The 24,231-nt window shown below is 55.7% G+C and carries 22 protein-coding genes and 2 tRNA genes; 11 read left to right on the forward strand and 13 right to left on the reverse strand.

Going from position 1 to position 24,231, the window contains the following annotated elements; translation table 11 throughout:
* Positions 1–55: 55 nt before the first annotated feature.
* The 8 genes from GTGU_RS12410 to mltB form a co-directional block, all read right to left on the reverse strand.
* Positions 56–132, reverse strand: a tRNA-Arg gene (locus tag GTGU_RS12410).
* Positions 133–136: 4 nt separating this feature from the next.
* Positions 137–229 (reverse strand) — tRNA-Ser (locus GTGU_RS12415).
* A gap of 284 nt (positions 230–513) precedes the next feature.
* Positions 514–699: a carbon storage regulator CsrA gene (gene csrA / locus GTGU_RS12420; protein WP_000906486.1), complete on the reverse strand. Its 186-nt coding sequence runs from the start codon at positions 697–699 to the stop codon at positions 514–516.
* A gap of 237 nt (positions 700–936) precedes the next feature.
* Entirely contained in the window at positions 937–3,567 is a 2,631-nt protein-coding gene (gene alaS, locus GTGU_RS12425) for an alanine--tRNA ligase (protein WP_038157476.1), read from the reverse strand.
* 132 nt (positions 3,568–3,699) lie between these two features.
* Positions 3,700–4,200: a recombination regulator RecX gene (recX, locus tag GTGU_RS12430; RefSeq protein ID WP_038157678.1), complete on the reverse strand. Its 501-nt coding sequence runs from the start codon at positions 4,198–4,200 to the stop codon at positions 3,700–3,702.
* Between the two features lie 68 nt (positions 4,201–4,268).
* A complete protein-coding gene (gene recA / locus GTGU_RS12435; protein WP_038157481.1) occupies positions 4,269–5,333 on the reverse strand; it encodes a recombinase RecA in 1,065 nt (354 codons plus the stop codon).
* Between the two features lie 85 nt (positions 5,334–5,418).
* Entirely contained in the window at positions 5,419–5,916 is a 498-nt protein-coding gene (gene pncC / locus GTGU_RS12440; protein WP_038157483.1) for a nicotinamide-nucleotide amidase, read from the reverse strand.
* Positions 5,917–6,059: 143 nt separating this feature from the next.
* Positions 6,060–7,142 carry a lytic murein transglycosylase B gene (gene mltB, locus GTGU_RS12445; RefSeq protein ID WP_038157485.1) on the reverse strand — a complete coding sequence of 361 codons (1,083 nt, stop codon included), beginning with the start codon at positions 7,140–7,142 and terminating at the stop codon, positions 6,060–6,062.
* Between the two features lie 227 nt (positions 7,143–7,369).
* Here mltB and srlA point away from each other — a divergent pair, with 227 nt between their 5' ends.
* The 7 genes from srlA (at position 7,370) to gutQ (ending at position 12,279) form a co-directional block, all read left to right on the forward strand.
* Positions 7,370–7,933, forward strand: coding sequence for a PTS glucitol/sorbitol transporter subunit IIC (srlA, locus tag GTGU_RS12450; RefSeq protein WP_038157487.1), 564 nt, complete (start codon positions 7,370–7,372; stop codon positions 7,931–7,933).
* The gene (gene srlE, locus GTGU_RS12455; protein WP_038157490.1) at positions 7,930–8,904 is read left to right on the forward strand and encodes a PTS glucitol/sorbitol transporter subunit IIB; all 975 of its coding nucleotides are present in this window, start codon (positions 7,930–7,932) and stop codon (positions 8,902–8,904) included. Before srlA ends, srlE begins: the two co-directional genes overlap by 4 nt.
* A gap of 11 nt (positions 8,905–8,915) precedes the next feature.
* Positions 8,916–9,278, forward strand: coding sequence for a PTS glucitol/sorbitol transporter subunit IIA (srlB, locus tag GTGU_RS12460; RefSeq protein WP_038157494.1), 363 nt, complete (start codon positions 8,916–8,918; stop codon positions 9,276–9,278).
* 17 nt (positions 9,279–9,295) lie between these two features.
* Positions 9,296–10,075 carry a sorbitol-6-phosphate dehydrogenase gene (gene srlD, locus GTGU_RS12465; RefSeq protein ID WP_038157496.1) on the forward strand — a complete coding sequence of 260 codons (780 nt, stop codon included), beginning with the start codon at positions 9,296–9,298 and terminating at the stop codon, positions 10,073–10,075.
* Positions 10,076–10,119: 44 nt separating this feature from the next.
* On the forward strand, positions 10,120–10,479 hold the full coding sequence (gutM, locus tag GTGU_RS12470; RefSeq protein WP_038157499.1) for a transcriptional regulator GutM: 360 nt from the start codon (positions 10,120–10,122) through the stop codon (positions 10,477–10,479).
* A gap of 68 nt (positions 10,480–10,547) precedes the next feature.
* Complete coding sequence (srlR, locus tag GTGU_RS12475) at positions 10,548–11,321, forward strand: glucitol operon DNA-binding transcriptional repressor SrlR (RefSeq protein ID WP_038157501.1); 774 nt, start codon at positions 10,548–10,550, stop codon at positions 11,319–11,321.
* Complete coding sequence (gutQ, locus tag GTGU_RS12480) at positions 11,314–12,279, forward strand: arabinose-5-phosphate isomerase GutQ (protein WP_038157504.1); 966 nt, start codon at positions 11,314–11,316, stop codon at positions 12,277–12,279. Before srlR ends, gutQ begins: the two co-directional genes overlap by 8 nt.
* Here the strand turns inward: gutQ and norR are convergent.
* Positions 12,276–13,790 (reverse strand): nitric oxide reductase transcriptional regulator NorR, encoded by a 1,515-nt coding sequence (gene norR, locus GTGU_RS12485; protein WP_038157506.1) that lies wholly within the window; start codon positions 13,788–13,790, stop codon positions 12,276–12,278. The genes gutQ and norR overlap by 4 nt on opposite strands.
* Positions 13,791–13,975: 185 nt before the next feature.
* Between norR and norV the strand changes: the two genes are divergently transcribed.
* Both norV and norW read left to right on the forward strand, forming a co-directional pair.
* Positions 13,976–15,418: an anaerobic nitric oxide reductase flavorubredoxin gene (gene norV / locus GTGU_RS12490; RefSeq protein ID WP_038157509.1), complete on the forward strand. Its 1,443-nt coding sequence runs from the start codon at positions 13,976–13,978 to the stop codon at positions 15,416–15,418.
* Positions 15,415–16,548 (forward strand): NADH:flavorubredoxin reductase NorW, encoded by a 1,134-nt coding sequence (gene norW / locus GTGU_RS12495; RefSeq protein WP_038157512.1) that lies wholly within the window; start codon positions 15,415–15,417, stop codon positions 16,546–16,548. The genes norV and norW overlap by 4 nt, the downstream gene beginning before the upstream one ends.
* A gap of 12 nt (positions 16,549–16,560) precedes the next feature.
* On the opposite strand, the gene hypF is transcribed toward norW, so the two are convergent.
* The 3 genes from hypF to GTGU_RS12510 all read right to left on the reverse strand — a co-directional run bounded on the left by hypF (position 16,561) and on the right by GTGU_RS12510 (position 20,542).
* The gene (gene hypF / locus GTGU_RS12500; protein WP_038157516.1) at positions 16,561–18,786 is read right to left on the reverse strand and encodes a carbamoyltransferase HypF; all 2,226 of its coding nucleotides are present in this window, start codon (positions 18,784–18,786) and stop codon (positions 16,561–16,563) included.
* A gap of 63 nt (positions 18,787–18,849) precedes the next feature.
* Positions 18,850–19,395, reverse strand: coding sequence for an electron transport protein HydN (gene hydN, locus GTGU_RS12505; RefSeq protein ID WP_038157519.1), 546 nt, complete (start codon positions 19,393–19,395; stop codon positions 18,850–18,852).
* A 133-nt stretch (positions 19,396–19,528) separates the two neighbouring features.
* Entirely contained in the window at positions 19,529–20,542 is a 1,014-nt protein-coding gene (locus tag GTGU_RS12510) for a LacI family DNA-binding transcriptional regulator (RefSeq protein WP_038157680.1), read from the reverse strand.
* Positions 20,543–20,745: 203 nt separating this feature from the next.
* Between GTGU_RS12510 and ascF the strand changes: the two genes are divergently transcribed.
* Together ascF and GTGU_RS12520 are read left to right on the forward strand one after the other, a co-directional pair.
* Positions 20,746–22,191: a PTS cellobiose/arbutin/salicin transporter subunit IIBC gene (ascF, locus tag GTGU_RS12515; RefSeq protein WP_038157522.1), complete on the forward strand. Its 1,446-nt coding sequence runs from the start codon at positions 20,746–20,748 to the stop codon at positions 22,189–22,191.
* A 24-nt stretch (positions 22,192–22,215) separates the two neighbouring features.
* Positions 22,216–23,640: a 6-phospho-beta-glucosidase gene (locus GTGU_RS12520; RefSeq protein WP_038157525.1), complete on the forward strand. Its 1,425-nt coding sequence runs from the start codon at positions 22,216–22,218 to the stop codon at positions 23,638–23,640.
* A 40-nt stretch (positions 23,641–23,680) separates the two neighbouring features.
* Here GTGU_RS12520 and hycI read toward each other — a convergent pair whose 3' ends face one another.
* Entirely contained in the window at positions 23,681–24,136 is a 456-nt protein-coding gene (gene hycI, locus GTGU_RS12525; protein WP_038157681.1) for a hydrogenase maturation peptidase HycI, read from the reverse strand.
* Positions 24,137–24,231 lie beyond the last annotated feature (95 nt).

Below are 24,231 nucleotides of genomic sequence, written 5' to 3' on the forward strand. Positions count from 1 at the left end.
AACTGATTTTAATACGCTGATTCAGTATCACACTACGTTGCAACACTGAGTAAGATGGTGCATCCGGGAGGATTCGAACCTCCGACCGCTCGGTTCGTAGCCGAGTACTCTATCCAGCTGAGCTACGGATGCAAAATGGCGGTGAGGCGGGGATTCGAACCCCGGATGCAGCTTTTGACCGCATACTCCCTTAGCAGGGGAGCGCCTTCAGCCTCTCGGCCACCTCACCACACGCCTCTTACGAGTGCTTCGAAGAACTTGTTTAAGCTCATCGTCGCTGCGTGGCGCACATATTACTTTCTGAGACTTATAAGTCAAACAATTTTTCCGAACCTTTCATCGTTTGCACACTTCACGCGCAATTAGCCTGCAAAAACGGCAAAAAGGGTGTTTTATCAACAGCCAACCTGCGTCAGTACAGCTATGTCAGTGCGGCGGAATAAGGGGAAAAAACAATGAAAGACGGGGGTGAATAGTGGATTGCGTCTCACCACTTAGTGAGACGCAAGAACCTTAGTAACTGGACTGCTGGGATTTTTCAGCCTGGATACGCTGGTAGATTTCTTCACGATGAACAGAGACTTCTTTAGGGGCGTTTACGCCGATGCGTACCTGGTTACCCTTAACCCCTAAAACTGTCACAGTGACCTCATCTCCAATCATGAGGGTCTCACCAACTCGACGAGTCAGAATCAGCATTCTTTGCTCCTTGAAAGATTAAAAGAGTCGGGTCTCTCTGTATCCCGGCATTATCCATCATATAACGCCAAAAAGTAAGCGATGACAAACGCGCGGGCGCGTAAGCAGTCATGGCATCACATTCTGTTAAACGTAAGTTTAGCCGATATACACATTTTCAACCTGACTTTATCGTTATCGATACCGCATAGCAAGGCGCCATAACCCCTGAGTTTTGGCGCCTGCAAGCATTTATAGTTATTGCAGTTTTGTGCTCACCCAGTCTTTAACACTGGCCAGAGCTGCCGGGAGCGCAGCCGCGTCGGTACCACCGGCCTGAGCCATATCCGGACGTCCGCCCCCCTTCCCGCCTACCTGCTGAGCAACCATACCAATCAGTTCGCCTGCTTTGACACGGTCAGTAACATCTTTCGACACGCCCGCAATCAGAGAAACCTTACCCTCAGTCACTGTCGCCAGAACGATAATCGTGGAACCCAACTGATTTTTCAGGTCGTCAACCATCGTGCGCAGCATCTTAGGTTCAACGTCGGACAGCTCGCTAACCAGCAGCTTCACACCGTTGATATCGATGGCTTTGCTGGAGAGATTCGCACTCTCCTGCGCCGCAGCCTGATCCTTCATCTGCTGCAGCTCTTTTTCCAGCTGACGGGTGCGTTCCATGACGGTTCGTACTTTATCAGTCAGATTATGGCTGTCACCCTTCAGCAGTTGCGCGACTTCACTTAAAAGATCGCTTTCCGCATGCAGGTTAGCCATAGCCCCCTCACCGGTAACAGCCTCAATGCGTCGAACGCCAGCGGCAGTACCCGATTCGGAAGTGATTCGGAAAAGACCGATATCACCGGTACGGCTGGCATGAGTCCCGCCGCACAATTCTGTAGAGAAATCGCCCATGCTCAGAACGCGGACGCGCTCGTCATACTTCTCGCCAAACAGCGCCATCGCCCCTTTAGCTTTCGCAGCTTCAAGATCCATGATGTGGGTTTCGATTGGCAGGTTGCGGCGGATTTGAGCGTTGACCAGATCTTCCACACGACGAATCTCTTCCGGCTTCATGGCCTCGAAATGGGAGAAGTCAAAGCGCAGTGCTTTATCGTTAACCAGTGAACCTTTCTGCGCAACATGCGTACCCAGCACTTCGCGCAGCGCGGCGTGCATCAGGTGCGTTGCGGAGTGGTTCAGACGGATCCGTGCGCGACGCGCTTCATTAACATCGGCCTGTACCGCATCACCCACTTTCAGCGAACCGGTTTTCAGCGTACCAAGATGACCGATCGCCTGACCATATTTCTGTGTATCGCTCACAGTGAAGGTAAAGCTCGCTCCCTTCAGTTCGCCTTTATCGCCAACCTGGCCACCGGATTCCGCATAGAACGGCGTTTGATCCAGCACGACAACGGCGTCCTGGCCCGCGCTGACGCTATCAACGGCTTTGCCGTCGATAAACAGCGCAGTCACTTTACCGTTCAGTTCAAGGTGATCGTAACCTTTGAATTCTGACGCCCCGTCAACGCGAATCATCGCGTTATAGTCGGCGCCGAAACCGCTGGATTCACGGGCGCGACGGCGCTGTGCTTCCATCGCGGCTTCAAAGCCCGCTTCATCAACTTTGATATTGCGCTCGCGGCACACATCGGCGGTCAGATCCACCGGGAAACCGTAGGTGTCGTACAGACGGAAAGCGGTTTCGCCGTCCAGGGTATCACCCTTCAGTTTCGCCAGTTCTTCGTCGAGCAGCGCCAGTCCGCGTTCCAGCGTGCGGGCAAATTGCTCTTCTTCGGTTTTCAGCACCTGCTCAACCTGCGCCTGCTGGCGTTTCAGGTCTTCACCGGCAGAGCCCATAACCTCAATCAGCGGCGCAACCAGTTTGTAGAAGAAGGTGTCTTTCGCGCCCAGCATATTGCCGTGACGAATGGCGCGACGAATGATACGACGCAGCACGTAGCCGCGGTTTTCATTCGACGGAATAACGCCATCAGCAATCAGGAACGCACAGGAACGAATATGGTCAGCAATGACCCGCAGCGATTTATTGCTGAGATCGGTCGCCCCCGTCACGTGGGCAACGGCCTGGATTAGCTTGCTGAACAGATCGATTTCATAGTTGGAGTTCACATGCTGCAACACGGCCGCAATACGCTCCAGCCCCATCCCGGTATCAACGGACGGTTTCGGCAGCGGTTCCATGGTGCCGTCGGCCTGACGGTTGAACTGCATGAAGACGATGTTCCAGATTTCAATATAACGATCGCCGTCCTCTTCCGGGCTGCCCGGAGGCCCACCCCAGATATGGTCACCATGATCGAAGAAGATTTCGGTGCATGGACCGCACGGACCGGTATCACCCATCTGCCAGAAGTTGTCAGAAGCGTACGGCGCGCCTTTGTTGTCACCGATACGAATGATGCGTTCACGCGGAACACCGACCTCATTAGCCCAGATATCAAAGGCTTCATCGTCGGTTTCGTATACGGTCACCCACAAACGATCTTTCGGCAAGTTGAACCAGTTTTCGCCGGTTAACAGCTCCCATGCATAATTGATGGCGTCGTGTTTGAAGTAATCGCCGAAGCTGAAGTTACCCAGCATTTCGAAGAAAGTGTGGTGACGTGCAGTGTAACCGACGTTTTCCAGGTCGTTGTGTTTACCGCCCGCACGCACGCAACGCTGCGCCGTAGTCGCGCGGGAATAATTACGTTTGTCGAGACCAAGGAACACATCCTTGAACTGGTTCATCCCGGCGTTGGTAAACAGCAGGGTCGGATCGTTGTTCGGCACCAGGGAGCTGCTGGCAACAACCTGGTGTCCCTTGCTATGGAAAAAATCGAGAAACGCCTGACGGATCTCAGCGGTGCTCTTGCTCATAATTATCCTGAAATCAAGCTAACGAATTGCGCAGGTGCCGGTTGACCACTTTTTGAGCGGGTCAGCGTCCTGACGGAAAAAAGTGGGAATAAGATAAGTTTTCTTTAAAGGGAAGTAAAATCCCCGATGGGGTCAATCTGCAAAATTTCGCCATATTTCCTGGATATCTTCCATCAGATACCCCCGATAAAGCAAAAATCGCTGTACTTTTGCTTTTATCGCAAATTCCGTCGGCAATGGCTCGCCATATTTCCGCACAGCCTGCTCGCGCGCTTTTTCTGCCCAGTCCACGTCGCATTCATACAGGGCTAATTCGCTGATTTCGCGGGAAATCCCTTTTTGATTTAACTCCTGACGAATGCGTGACGGACCGTAACCTTTACGACTACGGCTGCTGATGAACTGGCGGGCAAAGCGCGCATCGTCAAGGTAATGGCTCTCTTTACACCAGTTAATGACATTTTCGATGTCGTCAGGTGTGGCATCCGTCTCTTCAGGGCCACTTTTTGTCATTATCGGTGCGGCAAGTTTGCGGCGAAGCTCTTGTTCACCATGATCGCGCATCGCCAGAATTCGTACGGCCCTGTCCAGCAGACGGGCATAAGCGGCGCGGCGTCCCGTAGATTCAGACATGATAAAACCCATCAGTGAGAAAAAACAAAAGGGCCGCATCAGCAGCCCTTTCTCTTTTTACAACGTTATCAGAAATCTTCGTTGGTTTCCTCTACACCTTCGCCGCTGTCATCAACAGCGAAGTCCGGCGTGGAAGACTGGTTGCCGAGCAGCAGCTCACGCACCTTTTTCTCGATCTCTTTCGCCGCCGCCGGGTTCTCTTTCAGCCAGCTAATTGCGTTAGCTTTACCCTGACCGATTTTGTCACCGTTGTAGCTGTACCATGCACCGGCTTTCTCGATGAGCTTCTCTTTCACGCCCAGGTCAACCAGCTCGCCGTAGAAGTTAATGCCTTCGCCGTAGAGGATCTGGAACTCGGCCTGTTTGAACGGTGCCGCGATTTTGTTTTTCACTACCTTCACGCGGGTTTCGCTACCAATGACGTTGTCGCCCTCTTTCACCGCACCGATACGGCGGATATCCAGACGCACGGAGGCGTAGAACTTTAGCGCGTTACCACCAGTGGTGGTTTCCGGGTTACCGAACATCACGCCAATTTTCATACGGATCTGGTTGATGAAGATCAGCAGCGTGTTGGACTGTTTCAGGTTACCGGCCAGCTTACGCATCGCCTGGCTCATCATACGTGCCGCGAGGCCCATGTGAGAGTCGCCGATTTCACCTTCGATTTCCGCTTTCGGCGTCAGCGCAGCAACGGAGTCCACAACGATAACGTCGACCGCACCGGAGCGCGCCAGCGCGTCACAGATTTCCAGCGCCTGCTCGCCGGTGTCCGGCTGGGAACACAGCAGGTTGTCGATATCAACACCCAGCTTGCGAGCGTAGATCGGGTCCAGCGCGTGTTCCGCATCAATGAAGGCACAAGTTTTGCCTTCACGCTGTGCGGCGGCAATGACCTGCAGCGTCAGGGTCGTCTTACCGGAAGATTCCGGCCCGTAGATTTCGACGATACGGCCCATCGGCAGACCGCCTGCACCCAGTGCGATATCCAGTGAAAGCGAACCGGTCGGGATGGTTTCTACATCCATAGAGCGGTCTTCACCCAGGCGCATGATGGAGCCTTTACCGAATTGTTTTTCGATCTGGCCCAGTGCTGCCGCCAACGCTTTCTGTTTGTTTTCGTCGATAGCCATTATTACTCCTGTCATGCTTTCATGCCGGGTGTTACCGGGTAAACTCTGTTTTGTTGAAGCAATTATACTGTACAATCATACAGTATCAAGTATTTTGTAGAAATTGTTGCCAGAGGGTATTTAGCGCGTAGGCAGTGGCCTGCCGGCGCACGGCATCGCGGTCACCGGCAAAGTGTTCACAACGCGTAATCCCCTGCCCGTTGGCGCAGGCGAAACCAAACCAGACGGTGCCCACCGGTTTCGCCTCGCTGCCGCCATCCGGCCCGGCAATCCCGCTGACAGACAGTGCGTAAGTGGCTCTCGCCGCCCGTAGTGCGCCGATGGACATTTCAACCACTACCGGTTCGCTGACCGCGCCATGCGCCTCCAGCGTTGCGCCGCGTACGCCAATCATCTGCTCTTTGGCTTCATTACTGTAGGTGACAAAGCTGCGCTCAAACCAGGCGGAGCTTCCTGCGATATCGGTGATCACTTTCGCAATCCAGCCGCCGGTGCAGGATTCCGCCGTAGTGACCGTTGCCCCCTGCGCCTTCAGCGCCAGCCCAATCTGTTCGCTCAGTTGCTTCAATTCTTGATCGGTCATGCATCACCCCGAATAGCCAAAAATGAGGAGCCTCACGATACCACTTTCCACACGAAGATGGGGATGAGGTGAAGATTTTACGAGGAGGCTTCAGAAAAATCGTCCGCAACGCCCTTTCCACCTGCAGAAAGGGCGCATGAGGATTACTGTACGCGCGCCAGCGCTACGGCCTGGCCCAGTTGCCAGACAGCCATCGCATAGTGCGTACTGTGGTTATAGCGGGTGATGGTGTAGAAGTTCGGCAAGCCGTACCAGTACTCATAACCGGTGCCGACATCCAGACGCAGCAGGCTCGCCTGCTGATGATTCCCCAGCGACTGTGTGGGCGACAGCCCCACCGCCGCCAGTTGCGAAATTCTGTAGTTGGTTTTGAAGCCGTTCGCAAGGCCCGGCGCCTGGCCCATCGCCGGTACGGCCACGGTGTCGCCCGCCACCCAGCCGTGCTGTTTGAAATAGTTAGCCACACTGCCAATGGCGTCTTCCGGGTCCCACAGGTTGATGTGACCGTCACCGTTGAAGTCAACCGCATACTGTTTATAAGAGGACGGCATGAACTGACCGTAGCCCATCGCCCCGGCAAATGACCCTTTCAGATCAAGCGGATCATCCTGTTCGTCACGCGCCATCAGCAGGAACGTTTCCAGCTCGCCGGAGAAGTACTCCGCGCGGCGCGGGTAGTTAAAGGAGAGCGTCGCCAGCGCGTCGAGAATACGGGTTTTGCCCATGATGCGCCCCCAGCGGGTTTCGACGCCGATAATGCCGACGATGATTTCCGGCGGCACGCCGTAGACCTGCCAGGCGCGGTTCAGCGCGTCCTGATACTGGTTCCAGAACGCCACACCGTTTTGTACGTTATCCGGGGTGATGAACTGCTTACGGTAACGCAGCCACGCGCCATTAGGCCCGGTCGGAAGCTGTGCGGTGGGTGCCTGTCGGTCCATCAGACGCAGCACGTAATCCAGTCGTTTGGCCTGTGACAAAATGTCGTGCAACTGTTCCCGGTTGAAACCATGCTTACTCACCATCTTATCGATGAACTGTTCCGCCGCCGGGTTGTTCGCGAAATCGCCGCTCATCACCATCACATTGTGCTGTGGCTCCAGCAAAAATCTGCCAGAAGACCCGGGGGCATTTGCCGTTTGCGGGGCGGTGGTTTTCGGTGAGCTGCTGCAGGCAGCGATCAGAACGGCAAGGGGGAGCAAAACCAGGAAACGACGCTTCAACATGGGATATCCATTCAACAAATTTCGGCAAGAAATGAGTATGGTAAAGCATCCCACCGCCGACAAGGAAGCAGTACTCTCCCCGACCCGCCATTATTTCTTCCCTCCTAACAATCTTTCAAATTAAAAGATTTATCTTTCATTTTGAGATCGCAATAACACTTTTAAATCTTTCAAAATGATTAAAATGACTCGCGAGATGAAAAATAAAACCTCTGAAGGAGATAATAATGATAGAAACCATTACCCATGGTGCCGAATGGTTCATCGGGCTGTTTCAGAAAGGCGGGGAGGTGTTTACCGGGATGGTGACCGGCATCCTGCCGCTGCTGATCAGTCTGCTGGTGATCATGAACGCATTGATCAACTTTATCGGTCAACACCGAATCGAAAAGCTGGCGCAAAAGTGTGCGGGAAATCCAATTAGCCGTTACCTGTTATTGCCTTGCATCGGCACCTTTGTGTTCTGTAACCCAATGACGCTGAGCCTCGGCCGCTTTATGCCAGAAAAATACAAGCCCAGCTACTACGCCGCAGCCTCCTACAGCTGCCACTCCATGAACGGTCTGTTCCCGCACATCAACCCCGGCGAGTTGTTTGTCTATCTCGGCATCGCCAGCGGTCTGACCACGCTCGGTTTACCCCTCGGCCCGCTGGCCGTCAGCTATCTGCTGGTCGGTCTGGTGACGAACTTCTTCCGCGGCTGGGTCACCGACCTGACTACCTCAATTTTTGAGAAAAAGATGGCCATTGAGCTTGAGCAGAAAGTGCATTTAACAGGGGCAACATCATGACGCGCATTCGTATAGAAAAAGGCACAAGCGGCTGGGGCGGCCCGCTGGAACTGGACATAACCAACGGGAAAAAGATTGTCTATATCACGGCGGGAACGCGTCCGGCCATTGTTGACCGACTGGCTGAGCTGACCGGCTGGCAAGCGGTTGATGGCTTTAAAGAGGGTGAACCGCCGGAAAATGAAATCGGCGTGGCGATCATCGACTGCGGCGGTACGCTGCGCTGCGGGCTCTATCCGAAGCGTCGTATTCCTACTATCAATATCCACGCCACGGGTAAATCCGGCCCGCTGGCGCAGTACATCACCGAAGATATTTATGTCTCCGGGGTGAAAGAAGAGAACATTCGTCTCACCGGCGACGCCCCACAGCAGGCACCGCAGCCCGCTGCCAAAGCTGCGCCGCGCGAATACGACACCAGCAAAAAAATCACTGAACAGAGCGATGGTTTGCTGGCCAAAGTCGGGATGGGAATGGGCTCTGCGGTGGCAGTACTGTTCCAGGCCGGACGCGACACCATCGATACGGTGCTGAAAACCATTCTTCCTTTTATGGCCTTCGTGTCGGCGCTTATCGGGATCATCATGGCGTCGGGTCTTGGCGACTGGATTGCGCACGGACTCGCACCGCTTGCAAGCCATCCGCTGGGTCTGGTGACGCTGGCGCTCATTTGTTCCTTCCCGTTGCTGTCGCCTTTCCTCGGGCCAGGCGCGGTCATAGCGCAGGTTATCGGCGTATTGATTGGCGTGCAGATTGGTCAGGGCAACATTCCGCCGCATCTGGCGCTGCCCGCTCTGTTTGCCATTAACGCTCAGGCGGCGTGTGATTTTATTCCGGTTGGACTGTCGCTGGCGGAAGCGCGCCAGGAAACTGTGCGTGTGGGTGTGCCCTCCGTGCTGGTCAGCCGCTTCCTGACCGGGGCACCAACCGTACTGATTGCCTGGTTTGTCTCTGGATTTATTTATCAATAAGAGGTTCCGAAATGACTGTCATTTACCAGACCACGATTACCCAAATTGGCGCCAGCGCATGTCTGGCGCTGGAAGACAGCATGTTAATCACCTTTCGCGAGGGAGCGCCTGCCGATATCGAGGAGTACTGCTTTATTCACTGTCATGGCGAGCTGTCCGGCTCGCTACATGCCGGGGCAGCACTGGAACTGGGTGAGCATTGCTATCCGGTAACCGCGGTCGGTGACGTCGCGGAACAAAACCTGCGCGAGCTTGGCCACATCACGCTGCGCTTTGACGGGCAAACCACGGCGGAGTTCCCGGGCACCGTTCATGTTGCCGGTCCGGTTCCGGTTGCAATCGCACCGGGCTGCATTCTGAAATTTTTAGCTTAAGTTGTAAGGAGAAAGAGATGAGTCAGGTTGCCGTTGTCATCGGTGGAGGACAAACGTTAGGCGCATTTTTGTGCCACGGGCTTGCTGCTGAAGGGTATCGTGTGGCGGTGGTAGATATTCAAAGTGAAAAAGCCAACCACGTCGCACAAGAAATTAACGCTCAATATGGCGAGGGAATGGCGTATGGTTTTGGTTCGGATGCCACCAGCGAAGCCAGCGTTCAGGCGCTCTCCCGGGGAGTTGATGAAGTTTTCGGCCGCGTTGATTTACTTATCTACAGCGCAGGGATCGCGAAAGCCGCGTTTATTAGCGACTTTACGTTAGGGGATTTTGATCGGTCGTTGCAGGTTAATCTGGTGGGCTACTTCCTGTGCGCCCGCGAGTTTTCCCGACTGATGATCCGCGACGGCATCGCCGGGAGGATCATTCAGATCAACTCGAAATCCGGCAAAGTAGGCAGTAAACACAACTCCGGGTATAGCGCCGCGAAATTTGGCGGCGTCGGGCTGACGCAGTCGCTGGCGCTCGATTTGGCGGAATACGGCATTACTGTGCATTCGCTGATGCTGGGTAATCTGCTGAAGTCACCGATGTTCCAGTCACTGCTGCCACAGTATGCGGAGAAACTGGGTATCGCGCCGGATGAAGTCGAGCAGTATTACATCGACAAGGTTCCGCTAAAACGCGGTTGCGACTATCAGGATGTACTGAACGTGTTGCTGTTCTACGCAAGCCCGGGGGCCGCGTATTGCACCGGACAGTCGATCAATATCACCGGCGGACAAGTGATGTTCTGATAAAATCGGCCCCGCTATGGGGCCGATATTACAAGGAGGGCAGCATGGTTTCTGCATTAATCACGGTGGCTGTTATCGCCTGGCTTTTACAGATGGCGTTAGGCGGCTGGCAGATCCACCGGTTTAATCACGCATTCGACACGCTCTGCCAGCAAGGCCGCGTAGGCGTGGGGCGTTCGGGTGGGCGCTTCAAACCTCGTGTTGTGGTGGCGATAGCGCTGGATAATAACGATAACGTCGTCGATACGTTGATGATGAGAGGCCTGACTGTTTTTGCCAGACCGAAAAAAATTGCCGGTCTGGAAGGAAAACCCCTCAAGGAATTGCAGCCTGATGTGATCTTTCCCCATGATCCGCTCTGTCAGAATGCACTATCATTAGCGCTTAAATTGAAACATGGATAATTTCGTTTCGAACGTTTATATCTTGCGAAATTATCATTGTGAAATCTGAACGCAGGATACTAACGCCTATGAAACCACGTCAGCGCCAGGCAGCGATCATCGAATATCTGCAGGCGCACGGAAAAGGTTCGGTTGAAGAGCTGGCACAGCACTTTGACACAACCGGCACAACCATTCGAAAGGATCTGGTGGCTCTCGAACATGCAGGCACGGTCATTCGCACCTACGGCGGTGTCGTGCTGAATAAAGATGAAGCGGATCCACCTATCGATCATAAGACGCTGATCAACACCCACAAAAAAGCGCTGATTGCTGACGCGGCAGTCCGTTTCATCCACGATGGTGATTCGATCATCCTCGATGCGGGCAGCACCGTGCTGCAAATGGTCCCGCTTCTCAACCGCTTCAGCAATATCACCGTCATGACCAATAGCCTGCATATTGTCAATGCGCTTGCAGAGTTTGATAACGAGCAGACAATCCTGATGCCGGGCGGCACCTTCCGCAAAAAATCAGCGTCGTTTCACGGCCAGCTGGCGGAAAACGCCTTTGAGCAGTTCAGCTTCGACAAACTGTTCATGGGCACCGATGGTCTTGATTTAAACGCAGGCGTCACCACCTTTAACGAGGTGTATACGGTCAGCAAAGCGATGTGCAACGCGGCTCGCGAAGTGATCCTGATGGCCGACTCGTCGAAGTTTGGCCGCAAAAGCCCGAACATTGTCTGCGGTCTGGAGACCGTCGACAAAATTATTACCGACGCCGGTATCGAGCCGGCATTCCGCGAAGCCCTCGAAGCGAAGGGCATTGAAGTCATTATTACCGGAGAACCTCATGAGTAATGTTCTGCTGAACACCGGGCGTCAGACGTTGTTACTGGAACTACAGGAAGCCAGCCGACTCCCGGATCGCCTCGACGAAAGCTTCGTGCGCGCGGCGGAAACCATCATTAACTGCAAGGGCAAGCTGATTGTCTCCGGCATTGGTAAATCCGGGCACATCGGGAAAAAACTGGCCGCCACCTTCGCCAGTACCGGCACGCCCGCGTTTTTTGTTCACCCGGCGGAAGCGCTGCACGGCGATCTGGGGATGATCGACAGTCGCGACGTGATGCTGTTTATCTCCTACTCAGGCAGCGCAAAAGAGCTGGAGCTGATTATTCCCCGCCTCGAAGAACGCAACGTGACACTGCTGGCGATGACCGGCAAATCGCAGTCGCCGCTGGCGCTGGCCGCCGCCGCGGTGCTGGATATCTCCGTCGGGCGGGAAGCCTGCCCGATGCATCTCGCGCCGACCTCAAGCACCGTCAATACCCTGATGCTGGGTGATGCCCTGGCAATGGCGGTCATGCAGGCGCGCGGTTTCAGTGAAGAAGATTTCGCCCGTTCGCACCCGGCGGGGGCGCTGGGCGCACGTTTGTTGAATCATGTGCATCATCTGATGCGTAAGGATGAAGCCGTACCGCAGGTCCACAACAGCGCCAGCGTGATGGACGCGATGCTCGAGCTGAGCCGTACCGGGCTGGGTCTGGTGGCGGTCTGCAATGAAAACGGCGGCGTGGACGGCGTCTTCACCGACGGCGATCTGCGTCGCTGGCTGGTCAAAGGCGGCTCGCTCAATGATGCCGTGAACACGGCAATGACCCGTGGCGGCGTGACATTGCAGGCGCAGGAGCGCGCCATTGACGCCAAAGAAATCCTGATGCGCCACAAAATCAGCGCCGCGCCGGTGGTTGATGAACAGGGTCGGCTGTGCGGTGCCATCAACCTGCAAAATTTCTATCAGGCCGGTATTCTCTAAGGCTTCATCCCCAGACGTTTCGCCAGCCGGTGCAGGTTGGCGACGTCCATCTCCAGTGCACGAGCGGCTGCCGACCACGTCTGTTGGTTTGCCGCCAGCGCCCGCGCAATCGCTTCACGCTGAAATGCCTCCGTCGCCTCGCGCAGATTCTGCGGCTCCGACAGCACAGCTAATTTGATGTCAGCAACGCCGCTCTCATCGCTCAGCTGGAAATGGTGCGGCTCCAGCACCACCTCATTCCCGGCCCGTGTGGCGCGTGCCAGTACCACAGCGCGATGAATCGCATGTTCCAGCTCGCGCACGTTGCCCGGCCAGCCATACGCCAGCAGTCGCGCCCGCGCTCCAGGGCTAAGCACCACCTGCGACAGACTGAACCGCAACCGGCACTGCTCGCAAAAATAGCCCGCCAGCAGCAACACGTCATCACCGCGCTCGCGCAGCGGCGGCACGGACAACGGAAACACGCTCAGACGATGAAACAGATCGGCACGAAAACGGCCTGTAAGTACCTCTTCACGCAGATCACGGTTAGTGGCGGCCAGCACACGCACGTTTACGCGCAGGCTGCGATCGTCACCAACACGCTGAATATCGCCATATTGCAGGACACGCAGCAGCTTGGCCTGTAGTGCCAGCGACAGCTCGCCAATTTCGTCAAGGAACAACGTACCATTATCAGCCGTCTCAAACTTGCCGCTGCGGTTGCTGATAGCGCCGGTGAATGCCCCTTTAACATGACCAAACAACTCACTCTCGGCGACGCTCTCAGGCAGCGCGGCGCAGTTGAGATAAACCAGCGGATTCGCTGCTCGCGGCGAACCTTCGTGGATCGCTTTCGCCACCAGTTCCTTCCCGGTACCGGTTTCGCCGCTAATCAGCACGTTAAGATCGGATGCCGCCACAATCTCTATCTCTTTTTTCAGCTGTAGCATGCGATCGGAAAGGCCAATTATTTCCTGTGCTGCTGGCTCGCTGTAGCTGATGGAGGTGACCGGCAGCACGTTCTGGCTTTCGAGACGGGCTATCAGCAGCGCATTATTCAGCGCACCTGATACCAGCGCCGCGATCAATCGCAGTTCTTCATCGCTGAAACTGTCGAACTGATCCGCCGACATGCCGTCCAGCGTCAGCGCGCCAATCAGATTTTGCCCGGCAAACAGGGGCAGTCCGAGACAAGCGTGAACTTTCAGGCTTTCATGACCTGGGATCAACCCGTCGTAGGGATCGGGCAGCGCGCTGTCAGCAGGAAAACGCACCACATCCCCTGCCCGCGCGATGGCTTCGAGGCGCGGATGACCGGCAAGGGTAAAGCGTCTTCCCAGCACGTCTTTCGCCAGACCGTCGATAGCCAACGGAATAAACTGGTGCGCCTCGTAGCGCAACAGCGCCGAGGCATCGCAGCCCAGCACTTCACGCAGCGTGGTGATAAGCCGTGCAAAACGATCCGGATGACCGATATCACTCTGTAAATCGATGGCGATTTTCGCCAGTACGTCAACGGAAAAACTCATAGCCGCCTCGTTGTCATTTTGACTATTCATATTGTCATATTGACGAAATCAATAATAGTCGTTTTGACTGTCACAACATCTCACAGAACAGCTTAGTCTTTTAAAATCAACAAAATAAAAACTGGCACGCCATTTGATAATAGACATTTATCTTTTTCAACGATACAGAGAACACTGAGATTGTCATGGCTATTCATGTAAAAAATAACATTCATTGGGTTGGACAACGTGACTGGGAGGTGCGCGACTTCCACGGGACGGAATACAAAACGCTCAGAGGCAGCAGCTATAACAGCTATTTGATCCGCGAAGAAAAAAACGTGCTGATCGACACTGTCGACCACAAATTCAGTCGTGATTTCGTCCGGAACCTGCGTGCGGAAATCGACCTCGCTGATATCGACTACATCATCATCAATCATGCTGAAGAGGACCATGCCGGGGCACTGACCGAGCTGATGGCATGTATTCCTGATACGCCGATTTACTGTACTGCCAACGCTATTGATTCCATTACCGGTCACCACCACCACCCGGAATGGCACTTTAACATCATCAAAACGGGCGACAGCCTGGATATTGGCAACGGCAAGCAGCTGATCTTCGTGGAAACGCCGATGCTGCACTGGCCGGACAGCATGATGACTTACCTGACCGGTGACGCGGTGCTGTTCAGCAACGACGCCTTCGGCCAGCACTACTGCGATGAACGCCTGTTCAATGATGAAGTGGATCAGACGGAACTGTATGAGCAGTGCCTGCGTTATTACGCCAACATCCTGACGCCGTTCAGCCGCCTGGTGACACCGAAAATCAGCGAAATCCTCGGTTTCAACCTGCCAGTTGATATGATTGCCACCTCGCACGGCGTGGTGTGGCGCGACAACCCGACGCAAATCGTTGAGCAGTACCTGAAGTGGGCCGCGGATTACCAGGAAGACAGGATCACGATTTTCTATGACACCATGTCCAACAACACCCGCATGATGGCCGATGCTATCGCTCAGGGGATTAATGACGTCGATCCTCGCGTGGCAGTGAAAATCTTTAACGTCTCCCGCAGCGATAAAAACGACATTCTGACCAACGTTTTCCGCTCTAAAGGCGTGCTGGTCGGCACCTCAACCATGAACAATGTGATGATGCCGAAGGTTGCCGGTCTGGTGGAAGAGATGACCGGCCTGCGTTTTCGTAATAAACACGCCAGCGCGTTTGGTTCGCACGGCTGGAGCGGCGGCGCGGTTGACCGTCTGTCGACCCGCCTGCAGGATGCCGGTTTTGAGATGTCACTGAGCCTGAAAGCTAAATGGCGTCCGGATCAGTATGCGCTGGAAGTCTGCCGCGAGCATGGTCGTGACATCGCCCGTCAGTGGGCGCTCGCTCCGCTACCTGTTGATGAGAAAGCCACAACGACAGAAGTTTGTGCCTGTGCCGCTGCGACCATCGCCGACCTGGGTCCATCCATGCAATGTAGCGTGTGTCAGTGGGTTTACGATCCTGCGAAAGGCGAGCCCAATCAGAATGTGGAGCCAGGCACACCATGGAATGACGTGCCGGACAGCTTCCTGTGTCCGGAATGTTCGCTGGGCAAAGAGGTCTTTGACGTGCTGGCTACGGAGGCAAAATGAGCCACGGTATCGTGATAATTGGTTCAGGCTTCGCCGCCCGCCAGCTGGTAAAAAATATTCGTAAACAGGATGCTGCGATCCCCCTCACCCTGATTGCGGCTGACAGTGTGGACGAATACAACAAACCGGACATCAGCCACGTGATCAGTCGCGGCATGCAGGCCACCGATCTCACACTACAATCCGCCGGGGATTTCGCCGAACAGTATAACCTGCGTCTGTTTCCGCACACCTGGATAACCGACATCGACGCCGACGCCCATGTGGTGAAATGCCGCGATAAGCAGTGGCATTTCGACAAACTGGTACTGGCGACAGGGGCCACGCCGTTTATTCCGCCCGTTCCTGGCCGTGAGCTGATGCTGACGCTCAACAGCCAGCAGGAGTATGCAGCTTCGCAAACGCAACTGCATGACGCGAAGCGCGTGCTGATCGTCGGTGGTGGTCTGATTGGCACTGAACTGGCGATGGATTTCAGCCACGCGGGGAAAGCGGTCACGGTGGTGGACAACGCTGCCAGCCTGCTCGCCTCGCTGATGCCGCCGGAAGTCAGTAGCCGGTTGCAGCACCGTCTGACTGACATGGGCGTCCAGCTGCTGTTGAAAAGCCAGTTGCAGGCGCTGGAGAAGTCGGCCAGCGGCATTCTTGTCATGCTCGATCGTCAGCGGATCATTGAAGTCGATGCGGTGGTTGCCGCCGCGGGTCTGCGCCCGGAAACCACCCTCGCCCGCCGCGCCGGTTTACAGACTCGTCACGGCGTCAAGGTCAACGACATATTGCAGACCAGTCACCCGGACATTTATGCACTGGGCGACTGCGCGGAGATCAACGGTCAGGTACTGCCGTTCCTGCAACCGATTCTGCTGAGCGCCATGACGCTTGCCCGCAACCTGCTGGGCCAGCCAGGCGCACTGAAACTGTCGCCAATGCTGGTAAAGGTCAAAACGCCGGACGTACCGCTGCACCTGGCAGGAGATACCCGTCGCGCCGATCTGACCTGGCATATCGTCAGAAACTCGCAGGGTATGGTGGCGAAAGGTGTCGATACCCAAGAAAAACTGCGCGCTTTCGTGGTCAGTGAAGGTCACATGAAAGAGGGTTTTGCGCTGCTGAAGGCACTATCGCTGTAATCCTTATTACCCTCAGACACAGGGACGTGCAGCAGCAATCACTGCCTGACCGAAAGCAATCGCGCCATCACCTGCCGGTAAACGAGACGGGAAAAGCAGCGTGAAATCGCTAAGGTAAGCCGACAGTTGCGCGCATAGCAGGCGGTTGTGCATCACGCCGCCGCTGAACACCAGCGTCTGAATGCCACGAGACTGCGCATGGTGGCGCATCAGCACGGCAAATCCCTGCGCCAGCGCATCATGAAACGCCCAGGCTTTTTGTGCGGGCGTCGCCTGCCAGTGCAGCCACTGCTGCCAGAACGTGGCGAGATCCAGTACGCCTTCCCGGCAGGGCAATGTCACCGGGTGCTCGCGGTCCTCACAGGATGCGGCCAGCGCTTCCAGCAGACAGGCAGCCTCGCCTTCGTAACTCAGAGTCTCGGGCGCGCAATCCAGCGCACAGGCGACAGCATCAAACAGTCGCCCACAGGAAGACGCCTTCGGCGCATTAATGCCTTTTTCAATCGCCCGTGCCACCACCGGCCAGTTATAGCCCCGCAACTTCTGCAACGTCGGTTCCTGCTGCCAGTCAGGAATGAACGCCAGACTCTGCGCCAGCAGGTTTCGCCACGGTTGACGCGCGGCCAAATCGCCCCCCGGCAGTGCCACCGCAGGGAGTCCGCCGAGACGTTCACATTCGCAATAATTAACGCGCAGACACTCTCCGCCCCACAATGTGTCGTGTTCCCCCATCCCGGTGCCGTCGAGCGTCAGGGCGATCACATCACCACCCGCGAGCGGCCAGCCGTGTTCGGCAAGACAGGCAGCGGCATGGGCATGATGATGTAATACGGTCTGCACCGGCAGCGCCATTGATGCCGCCCATTGCGATGAACAATAACCAGGGTGCGCATCTGCCACAACCATCTGTGGCGTGAAATCGTAGATGTCCTGCATCAGCGTCAGCGCATCGCGCCACTGCTTTTCAACACCCTCATCGCTCAAATCGCCGAGATGCTGGCTCAGTACTGCCTGGTCACCACGCACCAGGCAAAAGGTATTTTTCAGATCGGCACCCAGACACAGTATTGGCGGAACATCGGCAAACCCTGGTGGCAACGGCAGCGCATCCGGCACGTAACCTCGCGAACGGCGCAGCATTTCGCCACTGGCGCGGATAACCGAATCATCCATGCGCTGCACGATATCGCGGTTATGCATTAAAAACCCGTCAGCGATCCCGTGTAAATCGGCCAGCGCCTGTTCGTTAGTTATGGCGGGCGGTTTGCCGCTCAGGTTACCAGAGGTCATCACCAGCGGGCGCCGGAGCGCCTGCATCAGTAAATGCTGTAACGGATTCGCCGCCAGCATCACGCCCACTTCATCCAGCCCCGGCGCAATGGCATCGCTGAGATCAGGCACGCAGGATTTCGCCACCAGCACAATGGGCGCGGCAGGCGTCGTCAACAACTGGCGCGCTTCAGGCGGAACGGTACCGGCATCCGGGATCATCACCGCCAGTGGTTTGGCCGGACGATGTTTGCGGGTGCGCAGCAACGCGACCGCAGCATCGTTACCGGCATCACAGGCGAGATGAAAACCACCGATACCTTTGACAGCAACAATGCCGCCTGCGCGCAGCAGGTCAATCGCGGCCTGCAATGCGGCTTCTTTATGTTGCGTCTGCATTCCCTGTTGCCACATTAGCTGCGGCCCACAGACAGGGCATGCCACTGGTTGAGCATGGAAACGGCGATCTGCCGGATTACGGTATTCGGCGTCGCAGTCGGCGCACAACGGAAACACCGCCATTACCGTAAAGGGGCGGTCATAGGGCATAGCGTTGATGATGGTAAAGCGCGGACCGCAGTGGGTGCAGTTGATAAAGGGGTAACGGTAGCGGCGATCTCGCGGGTCATTCATTTCGGCGACGCATTCCGCACAGGTAGCCGCGTCCGGGACAATCTGCGTCGCCATGCTGCCGGCGCCACTTTCGCGGATCGTAAAATCAGTGGGGATCGGCGACCAGTCAAACGGCGAACGTTCCACGCTGTCGATTTTCGCCAGCGGCGGACAGTGCGCCTGCAACCGAGTGATGAAATCCCCTTCTTCGCCCAGCAGGCGGATCAACACGCCCTCGCCATCATTACAGACATCGCCCACACGCTGAGACTGACAGGCCAGTTGCCAGACAAAAGGTCGAAAACCGACTCCCTGCACTTTGCCGCGAATGCGCAGCTGTACGCCGTTACTGTTCATGTGCCTCGCTTATGTCGTCGCTACCTGCCCTTTCACGCCGACATTAGCGCGGTTGAGGGAAATTTAAAAGGGGAGCGACACACGGGTGTCGAGCGCCGCACGGCGTCGTTTTTCCGCACTAAGCTGTTCGAGTTTATTGCGGTCGACACACACCAGCGCATGCGTCGGGCACGCCGCCATACAGGCAGGACCATCGACACGATGGAAGCAGAGATCGCACTTGTTGGCTTCGGCTTTTTCCGCCCGTATTTTAAGCCCCGCACCGCTGTTGCGGATCACCGGGCGAACCACGACTTCCATCGCGCCATACGGACAGGCAACTACGCAGGTTTTGCAGCCGATGCAGCGTTCCTGCATCACATGTACAAAGCCCTGATCGCGACTGATAGCACCGTTCGGGCAGACATTCGCGCAGGGTGCGTCTTCGCACTGACGGCAGGCGGTCGCCGTAGAAATATTCACGCCTTTAATCACATGAATTCGTGGCAGGAAGGTTTGTGGCGTCAGGGCCGCACAGTCCTGATTTTCCTGATGGGAAACCACGCAGGCCACTTCACAGGTGCGGCAGCCAATACATCTGCTCGCATCAGCGATGATGAAACGGTTCATCCAGTTCTCCAGCATTAACAGTTAATGCCGGGAGAATGCATAAATCACGCCATCTTTTAACTTATTGATTTATTAAAGAATTGCAATGTGGAGGCGCTGTCATCGACACAAGTGTCGATGACAGCTGACGACATCAGGCGTATGGACCGTTAGCGACGGAATCGCGTGGGATCAGTTCCCCGGTAAAGCGCTGTTGTATTTTAAACTCGCCACCGTCGAGCATAAAAATCACCCGGCCAATCGTCTCTTTGATCATCTCGGTGACGGGAATTCGGACGCTCGCCAGCGACGGGATCATATAAGGCGCCAGTGCGATGTCATCAAAACCGATCACCGACACCTGCTGCGGTATCCGGATGCCGTGGTGATGCAACTGCCTGAGGACGCCGACGGCCATATCGTCGTTGCTGGCGACAATCGCGCTGAACGTCTCCTGCCGCGCCAGCAGTGTATCCACGGCCTCCGTACCGCTGGCGGGGGTCCATTTACCTGAGACAATCAATGACTCACGCAGCGGGATGTTATGCCGGGAGAGCGCCTCTTTGTAACCCGAAAGACGTTCAACGCCAGTCGGTGAATCGAGCGACCCCGTCACGAAAGCAATGTCACGGTGCCCCAGCGCAATCAGCTGCTCGACCGCCACCTGGCTGGTGGCTTTGTGATCGCAGAATACGCTGTGGCTACTGTTATGCCGCAGGCGGCGGTTCAGCACTACAATCGGCCGCGAGTGGCTCTCAACGATCTCATCCATTTCTTCGACGCTGAGAAAACGGGGATAAATCACGATCGCGTCGCAGCGCATATCAAGCAGATACTGGATAGCCTCGCGCTCTTCTTCAGCACTGTGCTTACCGTCCGCCAGAATCAACTGACGTCCCTGGTCTTCCGTCATCCGCGCGGCATGAAACAGCAGCTCACTGAAATAGACGCCGTGATAAAGCGTGTTGGTGACCACCAGCCCGAGGGTCTGGGTTTTTTGCGTTGCCAGATTACGCGCCAGCAAATTCGGGCGATAACCGCTCTCTTCGATGGCATGAAAAACGCGATCTTTGGTCTCCTGGCTGACATAGCCATTCCCCGAAAGCACCCGGGAAACCGTGGCCTTCGAGACCCCGGCACGCTTTGCCACTTCCAGCATCGTTGCCATGTTGCGTATCCCTATGAAATTAATCTTCGCAGTGTACTTCAGCCGTTGTGCTTTTTCAGCACCCTGCTGCAATTGACGATCTGAATCACAAAACGAAAAAATGATTTTGCAGATCTCTTGCCACAAAAACTGAAACTCATCATGATTTTGTGGAACCGGTTTCCTACGTGATATTCGTACCCTTAAAACAGGATGACAATCCGATGTCCAAAAATTATCCGGCTCTGGCCCGCGCCGTCATCGATGCTCTCGGTGGCGTCGATAACATTACCGCAGTTACCCACTGCATGACCCGCCTGCGCTTCGTGGTGAAAGATAACGACCGCGTCGACAGCGCAACGCTGAAAGGCCTCAACGGCGTGCTGGGTGTGGTGCGCAGCGACAATCAATGCCAGGTGATTATCGGCAACACGGTTTCCCAGGCTTATCAGGAAGTGGTCGCTCTGCTGCCGGGGGATCTGAAACCTGCGGAGTCGACGGAAAAACCGAAACTGACATTACGGCGCATCGGCGCCGGGATCCTCGACGCGCTGATCGGCACCATGTCGCCGCTGATCCCGGCCATTATCGGCGGCTCGATGATCAAGCTGCTGGCGATGGTGCTGGAAATGTCCGGTGCGCTGCCAAAAGCGTCGCCCACGCTGACCATTCTGACGGTGATCGGCGATGGTGCATTCTTCTTCCTGCCGCTGATGGTCGCCGCCTCAGCTGCACTGAAATTCAAAACTAACATGTCGCTGGCGATTGCCATTGCCGGCGTACTGGTGCATCCGGCGTTTATCGACCTGATGGCGAAAGCCGCTCAGGGTGAACAGGTTCAGTTCGCGCTGATTCCAGTCACTGCAGTGAAATACACCTATACGGTTATCCCGGCGCTGGTGATGACCTGGTGCCTCTCGTATATCGAACGCTGGGTCGATAAAATCACCCCTGCGGTGACTAAAAACTTCCTCAAACCGATGCTGATTGTGCTGATTGCCGCACCGCTGGCTATCCTGTTAATTGGGCCGATTGGCATCTGGATCGGGAGCGCGATCTCTGCGCTGGTGTACACCATTCACGGCTATCTCGGCTGGCTGTCGGTGGCCATTATGGGCGCCCTTTGGCCATTACTGGTAATGACCGGTATGCACCGTGTGTTTACTCCGACGATTATTCAGACCATTGCCGAAACCGGTAAAGAAGGCATGGTTATGCCGTCTGAAATCGGCGCAAACCTGTCGCTCGGCGGCTCTTCGCTGGCGGTGGCATGGAAAACCAAAAACCCGGAACTGCGCCAGACGGCCCTGGCTGCGGCGGCATCCGCCATTCTGGCGGGGATTTCTGAACCGGCGCTGTACGGGGTAGCGGTTCGCCTGAAACGCCCGCTTATCGCCAGCCTGATCAGCGGTTTTGTCTGCGGCGCGGTCGCCGGTGTCGCCGGGCTTGCCAGCCATTCGATGGCGGCGCCGGGCCTGTTCACCAGCGTCCAGTTCTTTGATCCGGCCAACCCGATTTCCATCGTCTGGGTGTTTGCCGTGATGGCGCTGGCGGTTGTGCTGTCCTTTGTCCTGACGCTGCTGCTTGGCTTTGAGGATATCCCGGTTGAAGAAGATGCAGCGAAAGCCCGGGCGCTGCATGCGGCGGATGCAAAAGCGGCAAAAGCCTGAATTAACACAGTAAAGAGGTAACGGATGTCGAGTTTTCCGCAAGGATTTTTATGGGGCGGCGCACTGGCCGCCAACCAGTCTGAAGGCGCGTATCAGGAAGGCGGTAAGGGATTGACCACCGTCGATATGATCCCGCACGGCGCAGGCAGAATGCCGGTTAAGCTGGGTCTGGAAAAGCGTTTTCAGTTGCGTGACGACGAATTTTACCCAAGCCACGTGGCGATCGATTTTTACCATCGCTACAAAGAGGATATCGCCCTGATGGCGGAGATGGGGTTCAGCGTGTTTCGCACCTCCATCGCCTGGAGCCGACTGTACCCGAACGGTGACGAGCCGTTTCCCTGTGAAGCGGGGATCGCCTTTTACCGTTCGGTGTTCGAAGAGTGCAAAAAGTACAACATCGAACCGCTGGTTACGCTGTGCCATTTTGACGTACCGATGCATCTGGTAACGGAATATGGCTCGTGGCGCAACCGCAAGATGATCGACTTCTTCACTCGCTATGCGCGCACCTGTTTTGAAGCCTTTGACGGTCTGGTGAAATACTGGCTGACCTTCAATGAAATCAATATCATGCTGCACAGCCCCTTCTCCGGTGCCGGACTGGTGTTTGAAGCCGGTGAAAATCAGGATCAGGTGAAGTATCAGGCGGCACATCACGAGCTGGTGGCGAGCGCGCTGGCGACGAAAATCGCCCATGAGGTCAATCCGGCCAACCAGGTCGGCTGCATGCTGGCTGGCGGCAACTTTTACCCGTACTCCTGCAAGCCGGAAGATGTCTGGACGGCGCTGGAGAAAGATCGCGAAAACCTGTTCTTTATTGATGTACAGGCGCGCGGTGCTTATCCGGCCTATTCCGCGCGAGTGTTTCGTGAAAAAGGGGTGGTGATTGTTAAAGATCCGGGCGACGACGAAGTACTGAAAAACACCGTCGATTTCGTCTCCTTCAGCTATTACGCCTCCCGCTGTGCGTCAGCAGAAATGAATAGCAATAACACCAGTGCGGCGAACGTCGTTAAGTCGCTGAAAAACCCCTATCTCGAAGCCAGCGACTGGGGCTGGGGCATTGATCCGCTGGGGCTGCGCATCACCATGAACATGATGTACGACCGCTACCAGAAGCCGCTGTTTCTGGTGGAGAACGGGCTCGGCGCGCGTGACGAGCCTGATGCCAACGGAGAGATCAACGACGACTACCGCATTAATTACCTGCGCGAGCATATCAAAGCGATGCGCGACGCCATTGATGACGGGATCCCGCTGATGGGGTACACCACCTGGGGATGCATTGATCTGGTGGCCGCTTCGACCGGAGAAATGAGCAAGCGTTACGGTTTTGTCTATGTTGATCGCGATGACGAAGGCAACGGCACGCTGGCGCGTACACGCAAGAAATCGTTCTGGTGGTATAAGAAAGTGATTGCCAGTAACGGCGCGGATTTAGCGTAGTGTTTTACGCCCGGTAAGCGCAGCGCCACCGGGCTAAAACTTAAAGCGGAAGAAATCCGCCGCTCCCTTCCCACCCTGCCAGCCGTGAATAAATCGTTTCCACTGCCGCTTTAATGTTCGGCGTCATTGGGTAGTAAAAACCGACAATATCCGGTTGAATACCGACAAAAATCACGTCGCCAATGTCTTCTTTCAGTTGATCCACCAGGTAGTTCAGCGGCATGTTGTGCGTGGTCATCAGGAACATTTCCGCGATATCGTCCGGGTCGATAATGCGAATTTCGCCGGGATCGAGCCCCATATCAGTAGCATCGACGATCATCAGTCGCTGCGGCCGGAGTTCACGAATCGCCGCCACGTCTCGTTCCGGCGCGCTCCCCCCGTCGAAAACAATCCACTCTCCCTGCGGTGCGGCGGCACACATTTCCGCCAGCAGCGGACCGGCACCGTCGTCACCCATCATGCTATTGCCGACACACAGTAATACGCTGGTCACATTCACTCCCCACCTGTATCCATCTTAATTGAAGAAACCCCTACTGATATCAACGAAACATCAGCGCTGAATATCTTATATTGCACGCTGCGCAT

The organism is Trabulsiella guamensis ATCC 49490, assembly GCF_000734965.1.
In the GTDB taxonomy this organism is placed as follows: Bacteria; Pseudomonadota; Gammaproteobacteria; order Enterobacterales; family Enterobacteriaceae; genus Trabulsiella; species Trabulsiella guamensis.

Bases quoted from the DNA above. Each gene is read 5' to 3' on its own strand.
- csrA (WP_000906486.1), bottom strand. From the start codon at position 699: ATGCTGATTCTGACTCGTCGAGTTGGTGAGACCCTCATGATTGGAGAT.
- alaS (WP_038157476.1), bottom strand. From the start codon at position 3,567: ATGAGCAAGAGCACCGCTGAGATCCGTCAGGCGTTTCTCGATTTTTTC.
- recX (WP_038157678.1), bottom strand. From the start codon at position 4,200: ATGTCTGAATCTACGGGACGCCGCGCCGCTTATGCCCGTCTGCTGGAC.
- recA (WP_038157481.1), bottom strand. From the start codon at position 5,333: ATGGCTATCGACGAAAACAAACAGAAAGCGTTGGCGGCAGCACTGGGC.
- pncC (WP_038157483.1), bottom strand. From the start codon at position 5,916: ATGACCGATCAAGAATTGAAGCAACTGAGCGAACAGATTGGGCTGGCG.
- mltB (WP_038157485.1), bottom strand. From the start codon at position 7,142: ATGTTGAAGCGTCGTTTCCTGGTTTTGCTCCCCCTTGCCGTTCTGATC.
- srlA (WP_038157487.1), top strand. From the start codon at position 7,370: ATGATAGAAACCATTACCCATGGTGCCGAATGGTTCATCGGGCTGTTT.
- srlE (WP_038157490.1), top strand. From the start codon at position 7,930: ATGACGCGCATTCGTATAGAAAAAGGCACAAGCGGCTGGGGCGGCCCG.
- srlB (WP_038157494.1), top strand. From the start codon at position 8,916: ATGACTGTCATTTACCAGACCACGATTACCCAAATTGGCGCCAGCGCA.
- srlD (WP_038157496.1), top strand. From the start codon at position 9,296: ATGAGTCAGGTTGCCGTTGTCATCGGTGGAGGACAAACGTTAGGCGCA.
- gutM (WP_038157499.1), top strand. From the start codon at position 10,120: ATGGTTTCTGCATTAATCACGGTGGCTGTTATCGCCTGGCTTTTACAG.
- srlR (WP_038157501.1), top strand. From the start codon at position 10,548: ATGAAACCACGTCAGCGCCAGGCAGCGATCATCGAATATCTGCAGGCG.
- gutQ (WP_038157504.1), top strand. From the start codon at position 11,314: ATGAGTAATGTTCTGCTGAACACCGGGCGTCAGACGTTGTTACTGGAA.
- norR (WP_038157506.1), bottom strand. From the start codon at position 13,790: ATGAGTTTTTCCGTTGACGTACTGGCGAAAATCGCCATCGATTTACAG.
- norV (WP_038157509.1), top strand. From the start codon at position 13,976: ATGGCTATTCATGTAAAAAATAACATTCATTGGGTTGGACAACGTGAC.
- norW (WP_038157512.1), top strand. From the start codon at position 15,415: ATGAGCCACGGTATCGTGATAATTGGTTCAGGCTTCGCCGCCCGCCAG.
- hypF (WP_038157516.1), bottom strand. From the start codon at position 18,786: ATGAACAGTAACGGCGTACAGCTGCGCATTCGCGGCAAAGTGCAGGGA.
- hydN (WP_038157519.1), bottom strand. From the start codon at position 19,395: ATGAACCGTTTCATCATCGCTGATGCGAGCAGATGTATTGGCTGCCGC.
- GTGU_RS12510 (WP_038157680.1), bottom strand. From the start codon at position 20,542: ATGGCAACGATGCTGGAAGTGGCAAAGCGTGCCGGGGTCTCGAAGGCC.
- ascF (WP_038157522.1), top strand. From the start codon at position 20,746: ATGTCCAAAAATTATCCGGCTCTGGCCCGCGCCGTCATCGATGCTCTC.
- GTGU_RS12520 (WP_038157525.1), top strand. From the start codon at position 22,216: ATGTCGAGTTTTCCGCAAGGATTTTTATGGGGCGGCGCACTGGCCGCC.